Here is a 16,806-nt window from a genome sequence, read left to right as displayed (position 1 = left end):
ACCGTGGTCATGCCCACGTACAACGAGGCGGCGAACCTGCCGAGGATGGCCGAAGCCGTACTCCAGTTGCCGCTCGACGGGCTGCATCTGAAGATCGTCGACGACTCCAGCCCGGACGGTACGGGTCGCATCGCCGACGAGCTCGCCGAGAAGTACAACGCGGACCGCGCGGACGGCGAGCACCGGATGAGCGTGCTGCACCGCACCGCGAAGGACGGCCTCGGCCGCGCGTACATCGCGGGCATGGGGGCCGCGCTCGACGAGGGCGCCGCGTACGTGGTGCAGATGGACGCGGACGGCAGCCACCCGGTGGAGGTGGTGCCGCGCCTGGTCGGTACGGCGCTGGCCACCGGGGTCGGCCTGGTGATCGGCAGCCGCTATGTCGAGGGCGGCGCCCTGGACGAGGACTGGGGCCGGCACCGGGTGCTGCTGTCCCGCTTCGCCAACCAGTACGCGCGCACCGTACTCGGCACCAAGATCCGCGACATCACGGCCGGGTTCAACCTGTGGTCGGCCGACACCCTGCGCGACATCGGCCTGACCACGGTGGACAGCGCCGGCTACAGCTTCCAGGTCGAGCTCAAGTACAAGGCGGTACGGGCCGGACACGGCGCTGTCGAGATCCCGATCCGCTTTGAGGAACGCGCCGAGGGCGTCTCCAAGATGAGCCTGGCGACCCAGCTCGAATCGGCCCTGGTGCCGCTGCGCCTGCGCCTGCGCGACCGTAGGCGCTGACCGCCCGGGCGGAGCTCAGGTGGTGTCGGGGGAGCGGACCGCCGCCGATGCCTGGGCCTCGCCGCGGGCGTGGATCTGCTGGAAGGCGAACAGGGCGAGGTCGTCACCGGCGGCGAAGACCGCCTTGTCGGAGGTGGTGACGTCCTTGCCGTTGGTGAAGCCGGCGATGGTGAAGTAGGCGTAGCGGCCGTAGGAGTTGACGGTCTTACGGCAGAGCGAGGTCTCGCAGAAGGCCGGGATGCCGGAGCCGGACAGCGACCGGAGGTTGCCCCCGTCTGCCTGCTCCTTGGCCTTCGTCGCCTCCTTGGCGCTGTCGAAGACGGCGATGCCGACCGTGACCGCGACCCCGTCCTTGCGGTAGCTGGTACGGAAGACCCGCTCGCAGTCGTTCTTGGCGAGTACGGGGCCGAGGTCGCCCTGGGTGGCCTCGGCGCAGCTCTTGCTGGTGGCGGTGGCGCCCCGCTGGTAGACCGTGCCGTCGTTCTTGGTGTGGTCCCCCTCGGCGAAGAGGGTCTTGGCGCTGAGCGGGGCCTTGTCCTTCTTGGCGCTGGAGATGAACTCCTTGGGGTCGGGCGGGGGCGGTGGCTTGGTCTCCGCGAAGGACGGCGCGGGCGAGTCGGTGTTGCTCGGCAGCGTGGCGGACGGCGGCAGCTGGCCGGACGGCTTGTCCGCGTCGCTGTCGCCGCTGTTCGCGGATATGACGGCGACGGCGACCACGGAGGCCACCGCGGCGGTGGCCAGCGCGCCCCCGCCGATCATCAGCCACCTACGGCGCCGGGCACGGGCCGCGGACTGCTCGGCGAGCGCGGCCCAGTCGGGCGACGGGCCGGAGGACGGCGGCCCGCCGTGCCCCGGAAACCCACCGGGCTGCTGCCCCCAGCCGGGGCCCTGCGGCGGTCCCTGTTCTCCCCCTGGGCCCCACTGAGGCCCCCCTTGCCCAAAGCTCATGCGCGGCATCCTAGGCCCTGTCGTCAGGCCCCCTCCTCCCGCTTGTCTTCGCTCAGCGGGGTGGCCCCTCCGTGCGACGCCGCGGCAACGTCAGCCGGCGGTGCGGCGGGCGCACGCGAAACTGGCGCCGTCGGTGGGCCGCAGCGGCCGCGGCGTGCGAGGGCATCCCGGTGTCCGGGTAGGATGGCGGGTGGCAGCGCCGTGAGGCGTGCTCGTGTTTTGACCCTAACGGGGTAGCGCGGGTATTCTGCCAGTTCGTTATGTGTATTGGCTTTCTCATTCTCACGTGAGGGGCCCTTACACCGGCCCACCGGGCCGATGACCAGCGGCAGGACTCGGTTGCGTCACCGATGTCCGCCAGGGCTGTCGTACATCGTCCGTGGTGGCCTTGTCAGGACCCACTCACTGAAGAAGCGAAGGCTACGACCGTGCGTACGTACAGCCCCAAGCCCGGCGATGTCACTCGCCAGTGGCACATCATCGACGCGCAGGACATCGTCCTGGGCCGTCTGGCGACTACGGCAGCGAACCTCCTCCGGGGCAAGCACAAGCCGACCTACGCCCCCCACATGGACATGGGCGACTTCGTCGTCATCATCAACGCCGACAAGGTCCACCTGTCCGGCAACAAGAAGACCCAGAAGATGGCGTACCGCCACTCCGGCTACCCGGGTGGTCTCCGCTCGGTCCGCTACGACGAGCTGCTCGCCAAGAACCCCGAGAAGGCCGTCGAGAAGGCCATCAAGGGCATGATCCCCAAGAACACCCTGGGTCGTCAGATGCTCTCGAAGCTGAAGATCTACTCGGGCGACACGCACCCGCACGCTGCCCAGCAGCCGGTGCCGTTCGAGATCACCCAGGTCGCGCAGTAGTTCCGGCCACAGCCCCTAAGACGTACAGAAAGATCTGAGGAGAATCGTGGCCGAGACCACCGTTGAGCAGCCGGTCGAAGAGACCGAGATCGCCGACGTCGAGCAGTACACGACCGAGTCCGAGGCGCCTGTCGAGGGCGAGTACACCTCGGAGTCGATGGCCTCCGCGTTCGGCGAGCCGCAGCCGGCCGCCGGCCTGGGCCGTCGCAAGAACGCCATCGCCCGCGTCCGGATCGTCCCGGGCACCGGCAAGTGGAAGGTCAACGGGCGCACGCTCGAGGACTACTTCCCGAACAAGGTCCACCAGCAGGAAGTCAACGAGCCCTTCAAGGTGCTCGAGCTGGACGGCCGCTACGACGTTGTCGCCCGCATCTCGGGTGGCGGCGTCTCCGGTCAGGCCGGTGCGCTCCGTCTCGGTGTCGCCCGCGCGCTGAACGAGGCCGACGTCGACAACAACCGCGGCGCCCTCAAGAAGGCCGGTTACCTCAAGCGCGACGACCGTGCGGTCGAGCGCAAGAAGGCCGGTCTCAAGAAGGCCCGTAAGGCTCCGCAGTACAGCAAGCGCTAATCGCTGGCTGCTTGGCCCAATCGTTCGCCCCGGCGGCACGCTGCGTGCCGCCGGGGCGAACGCGTTACTCGGGTCTGCCTGGCGGTTGTCCACGCAGACCGGGCCGGCTGACCTGGTTGTCCGGCCGGGGGTCCGGGGGTAGTCCCCGGGTAGACGCAATACCAACCGCCCGGGGACGTATAACGTCGCCAGGCGCTCAGAGGCTTGCACATTCGGATTACCCCGATCGGCGTAATTCCGAAGGCTTCAGACACGTTCGGAGGACATCAGTGGGACGACTCTTCGGCACGGACGGTGTGCGCGGTGTCGCCAACGCGGATCTGACGGCCGAGCTCGCGCTCGGACTCTCCGTGGCAGCGGCCCATGTACTCGCCGAGGCGGGCACCTTCGAGGGCCATCGGCCGGTGGCGGTGGTCGGCCGTGACCCGCGCGCGTCCGGGGAGTTCCTGGAGGCCGCCGTGGTCGCGGGCCTGGCCAGCGCGGGCGTCGACGTCCTGCGCGTCGGCGTGCTGCCGACCCCCGCGGTGGCGTACCTCACCGGCGCGCTCGGCGCCGACCTCGGCGTGATGCTCTCCGCGAGCCACAACGCCATGCCGGACAACGGTGTCAAGTTCTTCGCCCGCGGCGGCCACAAGCTCGCCGACGAGCTCGAAGACCGCATCGAGGCCCTGTACGAGGAGCACCGCACCGGCGCGCCCTGGCAGCGCCCGACCGGTGCGGACGTCGGCCGGGTCCGCACGTACGACGAGGGCTTCGACCAGTACATCGCGCACCTCATCGGGGTACTCCCGAACCGCCTCGACGGTCTGAAGATCGTGCTCGACGAGGCGCACGGCGCCGCGGCCCGGGTCTCGCCCGAGGCGTTCGCCCGGGCCGGTGCCGAGGTCGTCACCATCGGCGCCGAGCCGGACGGCCTGAACATCAACGACGGCTGCGGCTCCACCCACCTGGGCCTGCTGAAGGCCGCGGTCGTCGAGCACGGCGCCGCCCTCGGCATCGCCCATGACGGCGACGCCGACCGCTGCCTGGCCGTGGACCACACCGGTGCCGAGGTCGACGGCGACCAGATCCTCGCGGTCCTCGCCCTCGCGATGCGCGAGCGCGGCGCCCTGCGCGAGAACACCGTCGTCGCCACCGTCATGTCCAACCTGGGCTTCAAGCTCGCCATGGAGCGCGAGGGCGTCGGCCTCATCCAGACCGCCGTCGGCGACCGGTACGTACTGGAGTCGATGAAGGAGCACGGCTACGCGCTCGGCGGCGAGCAGTCGGGCCACGTGATCATCCTCGACCACGCGACGACCGGCGACGGCACCCTGACCGGCCTGATGCTGGCGGCCCGCGTCGTGGCCACCGGCCGTACTCTGGCGGACCTCGCCTCGGTCATGGAGCAGCTCCCGCAGATCCTCATCAACGTCCCCGACGTGGACAAGTCCCGCGTCGCGACCTCGGCCGAACTGGCCGCGGCGGTCGCCGACGCGGAGCGCGAACTGGGCGCCACCGGCCGGGTGTTGCTGCGGCCGTCGGGCACCGAGCCGCTGGTGCGGGTGATGGTGGAGGCCGCGGACATCGACCAGGCGCGGTCGGTGGCCGGACGGCTGGCGGACGTGGTGAAGTCCGCGCTCGGCTGAGCCGTTTGAACTGCTTGACCCCAAAGACAGGCGCTGAACGCCGCTGCCCTGCCCGGAGTTGCTCCGGGCAGGGCAGCGGCGTTTTCAGGGCGGCCGGTCAGAGCTTGCGCAGGCTCAGGCGCTGGACCTTGTGGTCGGGCCCCTTGCGTACGACGAGCGTGGCACGCCCGCGCGTCGGGGCCACGTTCTCCATCAAGTTCGGCTTGTTGACGGTCCGCCACATCGTGCGCGCGTAGTCGAGCGCCTCCTCTTCCGAGACCGCGGTGTGCCGGTGGAAGTACGAGTCGGGGTTCTGGAACGCCGTCTGACGGAGCTTCTTGAACCGGTTGAGATACCAGTTCTCGATGTCCTCCGCCTTGGCATCCACGTACACACTGAAGTCGAAGTAGTCGGCGAGACCGACCCTGGTGCGGCCGTCCTTGCCCGGCAGCGCGGGCTGCAGGACGTTCAGCCCCTCCACGATGAGGATGTCGGGCCGCCGCACGGTAAGCCGCTGCCCAGGCACGATGTCGTAGATCAGATGGGAGTAGACAGGAGCCGTGACCTCGTCCTTCCCGGCCTTGATATCGGCCACGAAGCGCGTGAGAGCCCGCCGGTCGTACGACTCCGGAAAGCCCTTCCGCGACATCAGCCCGCGCGCCTTGAGCTCCTTCATGGGCCACAGGAACCCGTCCGTGGTCACCAGCTCGACCCGCGGGTGCTCCGGCCAGCGGGCCAGCAGGGCCTGCAGCAGTCGCGCGACGGTGGACTTGCCGACCGCGACCGACCCCGCGACGCCTATCACGAAGGGGGTGCCGTGCTGGGTGCCGTGGCCGTTGCCCGCGTCGCCCAGGAAGGTGTTCAGGGCGCCGCGCAGGCCGTCGGTCGCGCCGACGTACAGGTTCAGTAGCCGGGAGAGCGGCAGATAGACGTCCCGGACCTCGTCGAGGTCGATGACGTCGCCCAGGCCGCGCAGCTGCTCGACCTCACTCGCGGAGAGCGGCAGCGGCGTCTTGTCGCGCAGGGCACTCCACTCGGTGCGGGTCAGGTCGACGTACGGCGTCGAGTCCGCGCGGCGGTGGGCACTGCGGGGCGGCGAAGTGATCACCCTTCATTGTCACGGCTGAACGAACGGGATGGCGGGTGGCGTACGTCACGCGGGTGTGGGCGGCAGGTATGGACCGGACGGGTCATCGGGGATACCGTCCCCGGCACCGGGGGTAGAGCCGCGTCCACTGGCTGCCAGGAGGCCCCTCGCATGCACGCACGCGCACGTCTCAGCGCCCTCATGCGGCGAAGACCAGCCGATATCTCGGACGAGGTGTGCAGCGAGCTGGCGCTGGAGCTGCCGGACGAGGACCTGGGCGAGGACCTGGACGACTGCCTCGACATGTACGAGCTGGGCAGCAAGCCGCGCTGCGAGGAAGTGGAGTACCTCACGCTCGTCCAGGACGCGGCGGACCGCATAGCACGGGGCCACTGACAGGACCGTCGCTCGCCGTAGGCTGCGAGGTGGATCAGCCGAGTTCGGAGAGAGTGAGAGTACGTGATCATCGGGGTGGGGATCGACGTCGCGGAGATTGACCGCTTCCGGGTGTCCCTGGAGCGCACGCCGGGGCTCGCGGACCGGCTCTTCGTGGAGCAGGAGCTGCTGCTGCCCAGCGGTGAACGCCGCGGCGTCGCCTCGCTGGCCGCGCGCTTCGCCGCGAAGGAGGCGCTCGCGAAGGCTTTGGGCGCGCCCGCGGGGCTGCTCTGGACCGACGCGGAGGTCTATGTCGAGGACTCCGGTCAGCCTCGGCTGCGGGTGCGCGGGAGTGTGGCGCGGCGGGCGGCGGAGCTTGGGGTACGGGGGTGGCATGTGTCGCTGAGCCACGATGCGGGGGTGGCGTCGGCGGTGGTGGTGGCGGAGGGGTAGGCCCCCTCCCGCACCCTCCGTTGCACGGTGCGCGGGGTGAGGGCGCGCCCTCGGGCTTGTTGTCACGGTGCGCCGTGGCGAGGGGAGGGTGTTGCCCTCGGGCGTTTGGTTGCACGGGTGCTCCGTGGCGGGGGGAGGGTGTTGCCCTTCGGGCTTGGTGGAACGGGTGCACCCCGTNTCGGCCGCCACGTCCCCTCACGCCGGGGTGGCGTCTGCGGGCGGGTGGGGGCTTGCGCCCTGCGTTATGGGCGTCTACCCGTTGTGGGCATACGTTCCGCAGGGCGAGGGGGGCACCTCCCGCTCGAGCGAAGTCGAGAGTGGGGGAGGGTGGGCACAATCCCTCGCCACGGGTGCACCCGTTCCACCAAGCCCGGAGGGCAACACCCTCCCCTCGCTACGGGTGGGCCCGTTCACCAAGGCCGAGGGCGGCGCCCTCACCTCACCCCCGCACCGCGACGCGCAGGCGTGTCGGAGGGCTCTGAGACACTGGGCGCGATGAATGAGACATCCTTGCGCGTCCGCGCCGAGATCGATCTGGCCGCCCTACGGGCCAACGTGCGAGCTCTGCGTGCCCGCGCACCCCGCGCCGAGTTCATGGCCGTAGTGAAGGCGGACGCGTACGGCCACGGGATGCTGCCGTGTGCCAGGGCCGCGCTGCAGGCCGGGGCGACCTGGCTGGGCACGGCGACCCCCGAGGAGGCGCTCGCCCTGCGCGCAGGGGGGATCGGGCCGGAGCAGGCCCGGGTGCTGTGCTGGCTGTGGACGCCCGGCGGACCGTGGCGCGCGGCGATCGAGGCCGACATCGAGGTGTCGGTGAGCGGGATGTGGGCGCTGCGCGAGGTCACCGCGGCCGCGCGCGCGGCCGGGCGTACGGCCAGGGTCCAGCTGAAGGCCGACACCGGCCTGGGCAGGAACGGCTGCCAGCCCGCCGACTGGCCCGAGCTGGTGGAGTCCGCGCTGAAGGCGGAAGCCGACGGCACGGTCAAGGTCACCGGAATCTGGTCGCACTACGCCTGCGCGGACGAGCCGGGGCACCCCTCGATCCCGGCCCAGACGGCCGCCTTCGAGCAGGCGCTGCGGTACGCCGAAGCGGCGGGGCTGCGGCCTGAGCTGCGGCATATCGCCAACTCGCCCGCGACGCTCACGCTGCCGGAGGCGCACTACGACCTTGTGCGGCCCGGTATCGCGATGTACGGCGTGTCGCCGAGCCCCGAGATCGGGACGCCGGAGGACTTCGGGCTGCGCCCGGTGATGACGCTCGTCGCCTCGCTGGCCTTGGTGAAGCACGTACCGGCGGGGCATGGGGTCAGCTACGGCCATCACTTCATCACCTCGGGTGACACCACGTTGGGGCTGGTCCCGGTCGGGTACGGCGACGGACTGCCGCGCCACGCGTCCGGCAGCGCCCCGGTGCTGGTCGGCGGGAAGCGGCGGACGGCCGCGGGGCGGATCGCGATGGATCAGTTCGTCGTCGACCTGGGTGGCGACGAGCCTCAGGTGGGGGATCCGGCGGTGCTGTTCGGGCCGGGGGACCGGGGCGAGCCGACCGCGGAGGACTGGGCGCGGGCCGCGGACACCATCGCGTACGAGATAGTGACGCGCATCGGATCGCGGGTTCCGCGCGTCTATACGGGTGAGCGCACCGACGGGGTAGTCGGGCAAGCGTAGGGCGGGAAGAGACCGGAACCGGAAGACGGGGACCACGACTAGGAGCGAGCACGTGAGCGAGACCAGTACGGGGGACGCGATCGCCGCGGCGGGCTCGGCTGCCGCCAACTGGCGCCGGGCTGGTGTCGCCGGTGTCGCGATAGGCGTGGTCGCCGCGGGCGCGGCCGCCGGGGTGGCCGTCGAGCGGCTCACGGTCGGCCGCGGGATGCGGAAGAAGGCCAGGCTCGCGCTCGACTCAACTGGTCCGTACGGCACGCTGCGCGGCACTCCGGGCAGGGCGCTGGCGGATGACGGCACGGAGCTGCACTACGAGGTGGACGAGGTCGATCCGACGAACGGCGCCGCGCCCAAGCGCAGGCGGCTGTTCGGGCGGAAGGCACCGGCCCGGGTGACGGTGGTCTTCAGCCACGGCTACTGCCTCAGCCAGGACTCCTGGCACTTCCAGCGCGCCGCTCTGCGCGGTGTCGTGCGCGGCGTGTACTGGGACCAGCGCAGCCATGGCGACTCGGAGCGCGGTCGGGCGCAGAACCCCGCGGACGGGCCCGGCGTGCCGGTCGACATCGAGCAGCTGGGGCGCGACCTCAAGGCGGTGATCGACGCGGCCGCGCCCGAGGGGCCGCTGGTGCTGGTCGGGCACTCGATGGGCGGCATGACGATGATGGCGCTGGCCGACCAGTTTCCCGAGTTCGTCCGCGAGCGTGTGGTCGGGGTCGCCTTCGTCGGTACGTCGTCGGGTCGGCTCGGCGAGGTCAGCTACGGGCTGCCGGTCGCGGGTGTCAACGCGGTACGTCGGGTGCTGCCCGGAGTGCTGAAGGCGCTGGGCTCGCGGGCGGAGCTGGTGGAGCGCGGCCGACGGGCCACCGCGGACCTCTTCGCGGGCATCGTCAAGCGGTACTCGTTCGCGTCCAAGGACGTGGACCCGGCCGTCGCACGGTTCGCGGAGCGGCTGATCGAGGCGACGCCGATCGATGTCGTCGCGGAGTTCTATCCGGCGTTCGTCGAGCATGACAAGACGGACGCGTTGCGGCACTTCACCGGTCCCGAGGAGGCGATCCCGGTGCTCGTGCTGGCCGGGGACAAGGACCTGGTCACGCCGAGCGAGCACAGCGAGGTCATCGCGGACGCGCTGCCGAACGCGGAGCTGGTGATCGTGCCGGACGCCGGGCACCTGGTGATGCTGGAGTACCCGGAGATGGTTCTGGACCGGCTCGGGGACCTGCTGGTGCGCGCGGGTGCGGTGCCGGCAGCCGCTAACGTGGCGGGTTATGGAAGCACCGCACAGCCCGGCGCCCACTGACCCCGCGGGTCGCGCCGTCACCAACACCGTTGGCCTTACCGTTCACTCTCCCGAGCAGATGCGGGAGCTGGGGCGCCGCCTGGCCAAGCTGCTGCGCCCCGGCGATCTCGTGATGTTGACCGGCGCGCTCGGCGCCGGCAAGACGACGCTGACCCGCGGGCTCGGCGAGGGCCTGGACGTGCGCGGCGCCGTCACCTCGCCGACCTTCGTGATCGCCCGGGTGCACCCGGCGCTGGGCGCGGGGCCGCCGCTGGTGCATGTGGACGCGTACCGGCTCGGCGGCGGTCTGGACGAGATGGAGGACCTGGACCTCGATGTCTCGCTGCCGGACTCGGTGATCGTCGTGGAGTGGGGCGAGGGCAAGGTCGAGGAGCTCTCGGACGACCGGCTGCATGTGGTGATCGACCGCGCTACCGGCGACACCGAGCACGCGGACGACGACGTACGGCGGATCACGCTGGCGGGTGTCGGCGAGCGGTGGGCGGGTGCGGACCTGGCGGCGCTCGCTGCCTGAGCCCGTGCGGACCAGGCGCTCGCCGCCTGAGCCTCTGCTCTTGTGCGGTCCCGCATCTCGTACGGCCCCACAAACTTTCCGACAAGGCGTCGGCAAGATGTTGCGTGCCTGGCATCAGGCGTGTTCACATGGTACCGAGACCTGGTTAGGTCTACCTAACCACGCTTGCCCTCGGAGCCCCAGGAGGCATCCATGTCGGCGCCGGAACGTGAGACACAGCCGCGAGCGCTGTCGATGAGAGATCTGCTGGCGTCGTGTGCGGCCGCGAGCGCGGTGTCGACCCCGCCGAGGCTGTCGGAGCGGCGCGAGGAGCCGGACACCAAGGCCAAACCGGTGCGGTCGAGGGCGGCCCGCGGTGAGGAGCGCAAGGACGCCGCCTGAGCGGGAGGTGTTGAGGGCGGCCGGGCCGCCGTCAACCGAGACGCCCCCTAGGGGACCACGATCACCGGCATGTTGATCGTGGCGAACTTCCACATCTGCCTGCCGTCCGCGCGTGCCTGCCGTACGCCGCCCGTCCGCTGCTCCGGGTCGGGCTTCGGCGTCGAGCCGTCCACCGCAGCGCTGAAGCCGACCGTCACGCCCTCGACGGTCGCGAAGCGCACCACGTTCTCGATCGGCACCCCGTCCGAGCCGGTGATCGAGCCGGAGCGCGAGGTGACCGCGTACTCGCCGGGCAGCGGGTCGACCGTGCTCGGTGTGACCTGGTGCGTGTGCAGCACCTTGCCGTCCGCGTCGACCAGCCAGACCCGGTCGCCGCCCAGGGCGTACACCACGCGCTCGCCCTCGCCCGAGTCGGCCGGCAGCGCCTTGGCGTCCGCCTTCTCGCCCTTGGGGCTCTTGGGCGACTGCGAGGCGCTCGCGGAGTCCTTCGCGACCGGCTTGCCCAGGGTGTCGGGGACGTTCGCCGATGCCTGGTAGGCGAGGAAACCGACCGCCGCGAGTGCTGCGGCGGTGAGCCCGGCCACGAATCCCGAGCTGCTGCGTGCCACCGTGCATCCACCTCTCATACGTACGTGAGTGGTGACGGTAGCAGCCGCGGGCAGGCAGTCTCGGGCGCCGTGCCCCCGTCCGCCAAGCCGTAGGCTGTTTGCGTGCTCTTGCTCGCTCTGGATACCGCCACCCCCGCCGTCACCGTCGCGCTGCACGACGGCTCTTCGGTCGTCGCCGCAACGAGTCAGGTGGACGCCCGCCGGCACGGGGAGCTGCTGCTCCCGGCCGTCGACCGGGTGCTCGCCGACGCAGGTCTCAAGCTGGACGCGGTCACCGCGCTCGTGGTCGGCACCGGCCCAGGACCGTACACAGGCCTGCGTGTCGGCCTGATGACCGCCGCGGCCTTCGGCTCCGCGCTGGACGTCCCGGTGTACGGACTGTGCACCCTGGACGGACTGGCGTACGCCTCCGGGCTCGACGTCCCCTTCGCGGTGGCCACCGACGCGAGACGCAAGGAGGTCTACTGGGCGCGCTACGCCTCGGCCCGTACGAGAACCACCGAGCCCGCGGTGGACCGGCCGGCCGACATCGCGGCCGAGCTCGCGGGCCTGCCGGTGGTCGGCGCGGGCGCGCTGCTGTACCCCGACTCCTTCCCGGACGCGCGGGGTCCTGAGTACGTGCCCGCCGCGGCGCTCGCCTCGCTGGCCGCCGAGCGGCTGGCCGCGGGTGAGGAGCTGGCGGAGCCCCGGCCGCTGTATCTGCGGCGGCCGGACGCGCAGGTTCCCAAGAACTACAAGGTGGTCACACCCAAGTGACGTCTGTGACTCCTGTGGATTCGGTGAATCCTGTGATGCCTGTGCTGCGTGAGATGCGCTGGTGGGACATCGCCGACGTGCTGCGGCTTGAGCGTGAGCTGTTTCCCGAGGACGCCTGGTCGAAGGGCATGTTCTGGTCCGAGCTCGCCCATGCGCGGGGGCCGGGGGCGACCCGGCGCTATGTCGTCGCCGTCGCCGGTGAGCGCCTCGTGGGGTACGCCGGACTGGCCGCCGCGGGCGGCCTCGGCGACGTACAGACCATCGCCGTCGCCCGCGACCACTGGGGCACCGGGCTCGGCGCCGAACTCCTCACCGACCTGCTCAGGCACGCCACCGCCTTCGAGTGCGGCGAGGTGCTGCTCGAAGTGCGCGTCGACAACACCCGTGCGCAGAAGCTCTACGAGCGCTTCGGCTTCGAGGCGATCGGCTTCCGGCGCGGCTACTACCAGCCGGGGAACGTGGACGCGCTGGTCATGCGCCTGGCCCTGGACCCGTACGAAGAGATGAAAGCTGATGGCTGACGAACCCCTGGTGCTCGGCATCGAGACCTCCTGCGACGAGACCGGCGTCGGTATCGTCCGCGGCACCACCCTGCTCGCCGACGCGATCGCCTCCAGCGTCGACGAGCACGCGCGCTTCGGCGGCGTGGTGCCCGAAGTCGCCTCGCGGGCCCATCTGGAGGCCATGGTCCCGACCATCGAGCGCGCACTGAAGCAGGCGGGCGTCTCGGCCCGCGACCTGGACGGCATCTCCGTCACGGCGGGGCCGGGGCTCGCGGGCGCGCTGCTGGTCGGTGTGTCGGCGGCGAAGGCCTACGCGTACGCCCTGGGCAAGCCGCTGTACGGCGTGAACCACCTCGCCTCGCACATCTGCGTGGACCAGCTGGAGCACGGGGCGCTCCCGGAGCCGACGATGGCGCTGCTGGTGTCGGGCGGGCACTCGTCGCTGCTGCTGTCGTCGGACATCACGTCTGATGTCCGCCCGATGGGCGCGACCATCGACGACGCGGCGGGCGAGGCCTTCGACAAGATCGCCCGGGTGCTGCACCTGGGCTTCCCCGGCGGTCCGGTCATCGACCGGTACGCCAAGGAGGGCGACCCGAACGCGATCGCCTTCCCGCGCGGTCTCACCGGCCCGCGCGACCCGGCGTACGACTTCTCCTTCTCCGGGCTGAAGACGGCGGTAGCCCGCTGGATCGAGGCCAAGCGGAACGCGGGCGAGGACGTCCCGGTGCGCGATGTGTCGGCGTCCTTCCAGGAGGCGGTCGTCGACGTCCTGACGCGTAAGGCCGTACGGGCCTGCAAGGACGAGGGCGTGGACCACCTGATGATCGGCGGCGGGGTCGCCGCGAACTCCCGGCTGCGGGCGCTGGCCCAGGAGCGCTGCGAGCGCGCCGGGATCACGCTGCGGGTGCCGCGGCCCGGGCTGTGCACGGACAACGGCGCGATGGTGGCGGCGCTGGGCGCGGAGATGGTGGCGCGGAACCGGGCGCCGTCGGACTGGGATCTGTCGGCGGACTCGTCGTTGCCGGTGACGGACCCGCATGTGCCGGGGGAGTCACACGCGCACGCACACGCGCCCTCGCACTCGCACGATCACGTTCACGTTCACGAGACGAGCAAGGACAACCTCTACTCATGACGGTCGCGTTGATGTGGGAGGCCAGGGCCGTCGAAGGCCGCGGCGCGCAACTCCTCGCCTGGGTCAGGGAGCAGCGACTCGACGGCACCCCGCTGCGGCACGAGACCCTCACGGCGCCCGGCGACCGGGTCCTCGTCATCACCTGGTGGGACGCGACGTACGACGCCGACCTCCCCGAACTCCCGGAGCCGGCAGCTGAGCTGATCAGCCGTCCGGTGCACCGGTGGCGGTTCGAGTCAGCGACGGACTAGGCGAGTGTGCGTGACGGCCGCGGAGCTGATCTGCTCGGTGACCCGGTAGTCGGCGATCGCGTCTCCCAGGTTGTCGAGCAGGCGCTCGCCACGCCCGACGAGGAGCGGGGCGAGCGTCAGGTGCACCTCGTCGACCAGCCCCGCGCGTACGTACTGCTGGAACGTGGCCGGACCTCCGCCGATCCGTACGTCCTTGCCGTTCGCCGCCTCGAACGCCCGCCGCAGCACCGTCTCGACGGGCTCGTCGGTGAAGTGGAAGGTGGTCCCGCCCTTCATGGGCAGTGACGGCCGCAGGTGGTGGGTGTGGACGAACACGTCGTGGTGGTAGGGCGGGTTGTCGCCCCACCAGCCCGTCCATGACTCGTCCTCCCACGGCCCGCGCACGGGACCGAACATGTTGCGGCCCATGATCGTGGCGCCGACGTTCTCCTCGCCGCGGTTGAGCCAGTCGACGTCGATCCCCGGCTTGCCGTCGGCACGGTCCTCCATGGCGGCGAACAGCCAGTCGTGCAGGCCGTCGACGCCGTCGCCGAAGGGTGCGTCCAGGTGCTGGTGCGTCCCGGCGGCGAAGCCGTCGAGTGAGACCGTGAGGTGCGCGCGCAGCTTGGGCATGGGGTTCTCCGCTCTCCGTGGTGCGTTCGTGACTGTTCGGTGGGGAGTGAGGCGTGTTCCTGCTCCCACCCGTACGTCGAACGAGACGCTGCCGGATCGACAGGTGCCCCGAGATTTTTCTTCCGGGCCTGCTCGTACGTGTGTGCGCTAGTCGTCGAGCCTCTGGAAGTTGAACCACATGTTGTCGGCGCGTTCGAGCCGTCAGCCAGGGTGACCTGACGAATGCGGGCGGAACCCGCCCCTCGCGGCCGTGCTGTCAGCGAGAGCCTCAACCTCGGCCCCCACGGCCATCGGTGGGCTCACCGGTACCGTCGGCGAGATTCACCCGCACAGATCAACCGCTCATATGTATGGGCAGTTACCATCAGCTGTACAACTTTGGTCCAGACCTATTGACCACTGGTCTGGACCTTTCTATTCTCACCGCACACTGTGGTGAGTGCGTGTTCAACAAACGTGCTCACGGACGGCGCAGGGCTCCACCTCCGACTCCGCCCCCACTCGAGGAGCACGCCTTGAGCACGAGTACCGGTACACCCGAACGCAGAAAACGATTCCGGCACAGAGCCACCGCCGCTCTCGCCACCCTCACCCTCCCGCTCGCCGCCCTGGTCGGCCTCGCCTCGCCCGCGCAGGCCGCCGAGGAGGCGACCGCCACGTACACCAAGACCCAGGACTGGGGCACGGGCTTCGAGGGCAAGTGGACGATCAAGAACACCGGGACCACGACCATCAACTCCTGGACCGTGGAGTGGGACTTCCCGGCCGGTACGAAGGTGACCTCCGCCTGGGACGCCAACGTCACCAACTCCGGTGACCACTGGACCGCCAAGGACAAGGGCTGGAACGGCACCCTCGCGCCCGGCGCGTCCGCCTCCTTCGGCTTCAACGGCTCCGGCGACGGCGCTCCGAGCGGCTGCGAGCTCAACGGCGCCTCCTGTGACGGCGGTCCGGTCGAGCCGGGTGACAACCCGCCGTCCGCGCCCGGCACTCCGTCCGCGTCCGGTATCACCGACACCTCCGTGAAGCTCTCGTGGTCCGCGGCCACCGACGACGAGGGCGTCAAGGAGTACGACGTACTGCGGGACGGCGCCGTGGTCGCCACGGTCACCGGCACCTCGTACACGGACACCGGGCTGACCAAGGGAACCGACTACTCGTACAGCGTCCAGGCCCGTGACACGGCCGACCAGACCGGCCCGGTCAGCGGCTCCGTCGCGGTGCGTACGACGGGCGGCGAGGACCCCGGTCCGGGCCCCGGCCCCGGCAGCAAGGTCAACCTCGGGTACTTCACCGAGTGGGGCGTCTACGGGCGCAACTACCACGTGAAGAACCTGGTGACCTCGGGCTCCGCCGAGAAGATCACGCACATCAACTACAGCTTCGGCAACGTCCAGGGCGGCAAGTGCACCATGGGCGACGCGTACGCCGCGACCGACAAGGCGTACACCGCGGACCAGTCGGTCAGCGGCGAGGCGGACACCTGGGACCAGCCGCTGCGGGGCAACTTCAACCAGCTGCGGCAGCTCAAGGCCAAGTACCCGCACATCAAGGTGCTGTGGTCGTTCGGCGGCTGGACCTGGTCCGGTGGGTTCGGTGACGCCATGAAGAACCCGGCGGCCTTCGCCAAGTCCTGCCACGACCTGGTCGAGGACCCGCGCTGGGCCGATGTCTTCGACGGCATCGACCTGGACTGGGAGTACCCGAACGCCTGTGGGCTGTCCTGCGACACCAGCGGTCCCGCGGTCTTCAAGGACATGATGAAGGCGATGCGGGCCGAGTTCGGTTCGGACAACCTGGTCACGGCCGCGATCACCGCGGACGCATCGGACGGCGGCAAGATCGACTCCGCGGACTACGCGGGTGCGGCGCAGTACAGCGACTGGTACAACGTCATGACGTACGACTTCTTCGGCGGCTTCAACAAGAACGGGCCGACGGCCCCGCACTCCCCGCTGACGTCGTACCCCGGCATCCCGCAGGACGGCTTCAACTCCGCGGACGCCATCGCCAAGCTCAAGGCCAAGGGCGTACCGGCCGGGAAGCTGCTGCTCGGCATCGGCTTCTACGGGCGCGGCTGGACGGGTGTCACGCAGTCGGAGCCGGGCGGCTCGGCCACGGGTCCCGCCTCGGGTACGTACGAGTCGGGGATCGACGACTACAAGGTCCTCAAGAGCAAGTGCCCGGCCAACGGGACCGTGGCGGGTACGGCGTACGCGCACTGCGGCAACGACTGGTGGAGCTACGACACCCCGTCGACGATCGCCGGGAAGATGGACTGGGCCAACCAGCAGGGGCTCGGCGGCGCCTTCTTCTGGGAGTTCAGCGGTGACACCGCGAACGGTGAGCTGGTGAGCGCGATCGACAGCGGACTGCGCTGACCCCATGCGGCGCAGCTCGCACCGCGCCGGGAATTTCTTCGGGAAATTCTCG

Annotated in this window: 19 protein-coding genes; 15 read left to right on the top strand and 4 right to left on the bottom strand. The window is 70.5% G+C overall.

The window, feature by feature from the left end; translation table 11 throughout:
- Nucleotides 1–9: 9 nt before the first annotated feature.
- Complete coding sequence (locus U9R90_RS13545) at nucleotides 10–735, top strand: polyprenol monophosphomannose synthase (RefSeq protein ID WP_411057732.1); 726 nt, start codon at nucleotides 10–12, stop codon at nucleotides 733–735.
- A 15-nt stretch (nucleotides 736–750) separates the two neighbouring features.
- On the opposite strand, the gene U9R90_RS13540 is transcribed toward U9R90_RS13545, so the two are convergent.
- Nucleotides 751–1,683, bottom strand: a complete 933-nt coding sequence (locus U9R90_RS13540) for a hypothetical protein (RefSeq protein ID WP_411056699.1) — start codon at nucleotides 1,681–1,683, stop codon at nucleotides 751–753.
- A gap of 428 nt (nucleotides 1,684–2,111) precedes the next feature.
- Here U9R90_RS13540 and rplM point away from each other — a divergent pair, with 428 nt between their 5' ends.
- The 3 genes from rplM to glmM all read left to right on the top strand — a co-directional run bounded on the left by rplM (nucleotide 2,112) and on the right by glmM (nucleotide 4,751).
- A complete protein-coding gene (gene rplM, locus U9R90_RS13535) occupies nucleotides 2,112–2,555 on the top strand; it encodes a 50S ribosomal protein L13 (RefSeq protein WP_411056698.1) in 444 nt (147 codons plus the stop codon).
- Between the two features lie 46 nt (nucleotides 2,556–2,601).
- Nucleotides 2,602–3,123 (top strand): 30S ribosomal protein S9, encoded by a 522-nt coding sequence (gene rpsI / locus U9R90_RS13530; RefSeq protein WP_411056697.1) that lies wholly within the window; start codon nucleotides 2,602–2,604, stop codon nucleotides 3,121–3,123.
- Between the two features lie 269 nt (nucleotides 3,124–3,392).
- Entirely contained in the window at nucleotides 3,393–4,751 is a 1,359-nt protein-coding gene (gene glmM / locus U9R90_RS13525; RefSeq protein ID WP_411056696.1) for a phosphoglucosamine mutase, read from the top strand.
- 97 nt (nucleotides 4,752–4,848) lie between these two features.
- Here glmM and coaA read toward each other — a convergent pair whose 3' ends face one another.
- Nucleotides 4,849–5,838: a type I pantothenate kinase gene (coaA, locus tag U9R90_RS13520; protein ID WP_411056695.1), complete on the bottom strand. Its 990-nt coding sequence runs from the start codon at nucleotides 5,836–5,838 to the stop codon at nucleotides 4,849–4,851.
- A gap of 150 nt (nucleotides 5,839–5,988) precedes the next feature.
- Here coaA and U9R90_RS13515 point away from each other — a divergent pair, with 150 nt between their 5' ends.
- The 6 genes from U9R90_RS13515 to U9R90_RS13490 all read left to right on the top strand — a co-directional run bounded on the left by U9R90_RS13515 (nucleotide 5,989) and on the right by U9R90_RS13490 (nucleotide 10,505).
- Complete coding sequence (locus U9R90_RS13515) at nucleotides 5,989–6,213, top strand: hypothetical protein (protein WP_411056694.1); 225 nt, start codon at nucleotides 5,989–5,991, stop codon at nucleotides 6,211–6,213.
- Between the two features lie 63 nt (nucleotides 6,214–6,276).
- Nucleotides 6,277–6,645, top strand: a complete 369-nt coding sequence (locus tag U9R90_RS13510) for a holo-ACP synthase (protein WP_411056693.1) — start codon at nucleotides 6,277–6,279, stop codon at nucleotides 6,643–6,645.
- Nucleotides 6,646–7,140: 495 nt separating this feature from the next.
- A complete protein-coding gene (gene alr, locus U9R90_RS13505; protein WP_411056692.1) occupies nucleotides 7,141–8,313 on the top strand; it encodes an alanine racemase in 1,173 nt (390 codons plus the stop codon).
- Nucleotides 8,314–8,365: 52 nt separating this feature from the next.
- Nucleotides 8,366–9,610: an alpha/beta fold hydrolase gene (locus U9R90_RS13500; protein WP_411056691.1), complete on the top strand. Its 1,245-nt coding sequence runs from the start codon at nucleotides 8,366–8,368 to the stop codon at nucleotides 9,608–9,610.
- Nucleotides 9,579–10,124: a tRNA (adenosine(37)-N6)-threonylcarbamoyltransferase complex ATPase subunit type 1 TsaE gene (gene tsaE / locus U9R90_RS13495; protein WP_411056690.1), complete on the top strand. Its 546-nt coding sequence runs from the start codon at nucleotides 9,579–9,581 to the stop codon at nucleotides 10,122–10,124. The genes U9R90_RS13500 and tsaE overlap by 32 nt, the downstream gene beginning before the upstream one ends.
- Nucleotides 10,125–10,316: 192 nt before the next feature.
- Nucleotides 10,317–10,505 (top strand): hypothetical protein, encoded by a 189-nt coding sequence (locus U9R90_RS13490; RefSeq protein ID WP_411056689.1) that lies wholly within the window; start codon nucleotides 10,317–10,319, stop codon nucleotides 10,503–10,505.
- A 47-nt stretch (nucleotides 10,506–10,552) separates the two neighbouring features.
- On the opposite strand, the gene U9R90_RS13485 is transcribed toward U9R90_RS13490, so the two are convergent.
- A complete protein-coding gene (locus tag U9R90_RS13485) occupies nucleotides 10,553–11,113 on the bottom strand; it encodes a hypothetical protein (protein ID WP_411056688.1) in 561 nt (186 codons plus the stop codon).
- Nucleotides 11,114–11,215: 102 nt separating this feature from the next.
- Between U9R90_RS13485 and tsaB the strand changes: the two genes are divergently transcribed.
- From tsaB to U9R90_RS13465, 4 genes are read left to right on the top strand one after another with little or no spacing between them, the layout of a single operon-like run.
- Nucleotides 11,216–11,869 (top strand): tRNA (adenosine(37)-N6)-threonylcarbamoyltransferase complex dimerization subunit type 1 TsaB, encoded by a 654-nt coding sequence (gene tsaB / locus U9R90_RS13480; protein WP_411056687.1) that lies wholly within the window; start codon nucleotides 11,216–11,218, stop codon nucleotides 11,867–11,869.
- 35 nt (nucleotides 11,870–11,904) lie between these two features.
- Nucleotides 11,905–12,390, top strand: coding sequence for a ribosomal protein S18-alanine N-acetyltransferase (gene rimI / locus U9R90_RS13475; RefSeq protein ID WP_411056686.1), 486 nt, complete (start codon nucleotides 11,905–11,907; stop codon nucleotides 12,388–12,390).
- A complete protein-coding gene (gene tsaD, locus U9R90_RS13470; RefSeq protein ID WP_411056685.1) occupies nucleotides 12,383–13,510 on the top strand; it encodes a tRNA (adenosine(37)-N6)-threonylcarbamoyltransferase complex transferase subunit TsaD in 1,128 nt (375 codons plus the stop codon). The genes rimI and tsaD overlap by 8 nt, the downstream gene beginning before the upstream one ends.
- Complete coding sequence (locus tag U9R90_RS13465) at nucleotides 13,507–13,761, top strand: hypothetical protein (protein WP_411056684.1); 255 nt, start codon at nucleotides 13,507–13,509, stop codon at nucleotides 13,759–13,761. Before tsaD ends, U9R90_RS13465 begins: the two co-directional genes overlap by 4 nt.
- On the opposite strand, the gene U9R90_RS13460 is transcribed toward U9R90_RS13465, so the two are convergent.
- Nucleotides 13,747–14,373 carry a dihydrofolate reductase family protein gene (locus tag U9R90_RS13460; RefSeq protein WP_411056683.1) on the bottom strand — a complete coding sequence of 209 codons (627 nt, stop codon included), beginning with the start codon at nucleotides 14,371–14,373 and terminating at the stop codon, nucleotides 13,747–13,749. The two genes, U9R90_RS13465 and U9R90_RS13460, sit on opposite strands and share 15 nt — an antisense overlap.
- A 515-nt stretch (nucleotides 14,374–14,888) precedes the next feature.
- On the opposite strand from U9R90_RS13460, the gene U9R90_RS13455 reads away from it, so the two are divergent.
- Entirely contained in the window at nucleotides 14,889–16,754 is a 1,866-nt protein-coding gene (locus tag U9R90_RS13455) for a glycosyl hydrolase family 18 protein (RefSeq protein ID WP_411056682.1), read from the top strand.
- Nucleotides 16,755–16,806: the final 52 nt, after the last annotated feature.

It is taken from the genome of Streptomyces sp. E11-3, from assembly GCF_046540415.1.
Classification (GTDB): Bacteria; Actinomycetota; Actinomycetes; order Streptomycetales; family Streptomycetaceae; genus Streptomyces.
Note: the sequence above shows the minus strand (reverse complement) of the source record. Positions and strands in the feature narration are given on the sequence as shown.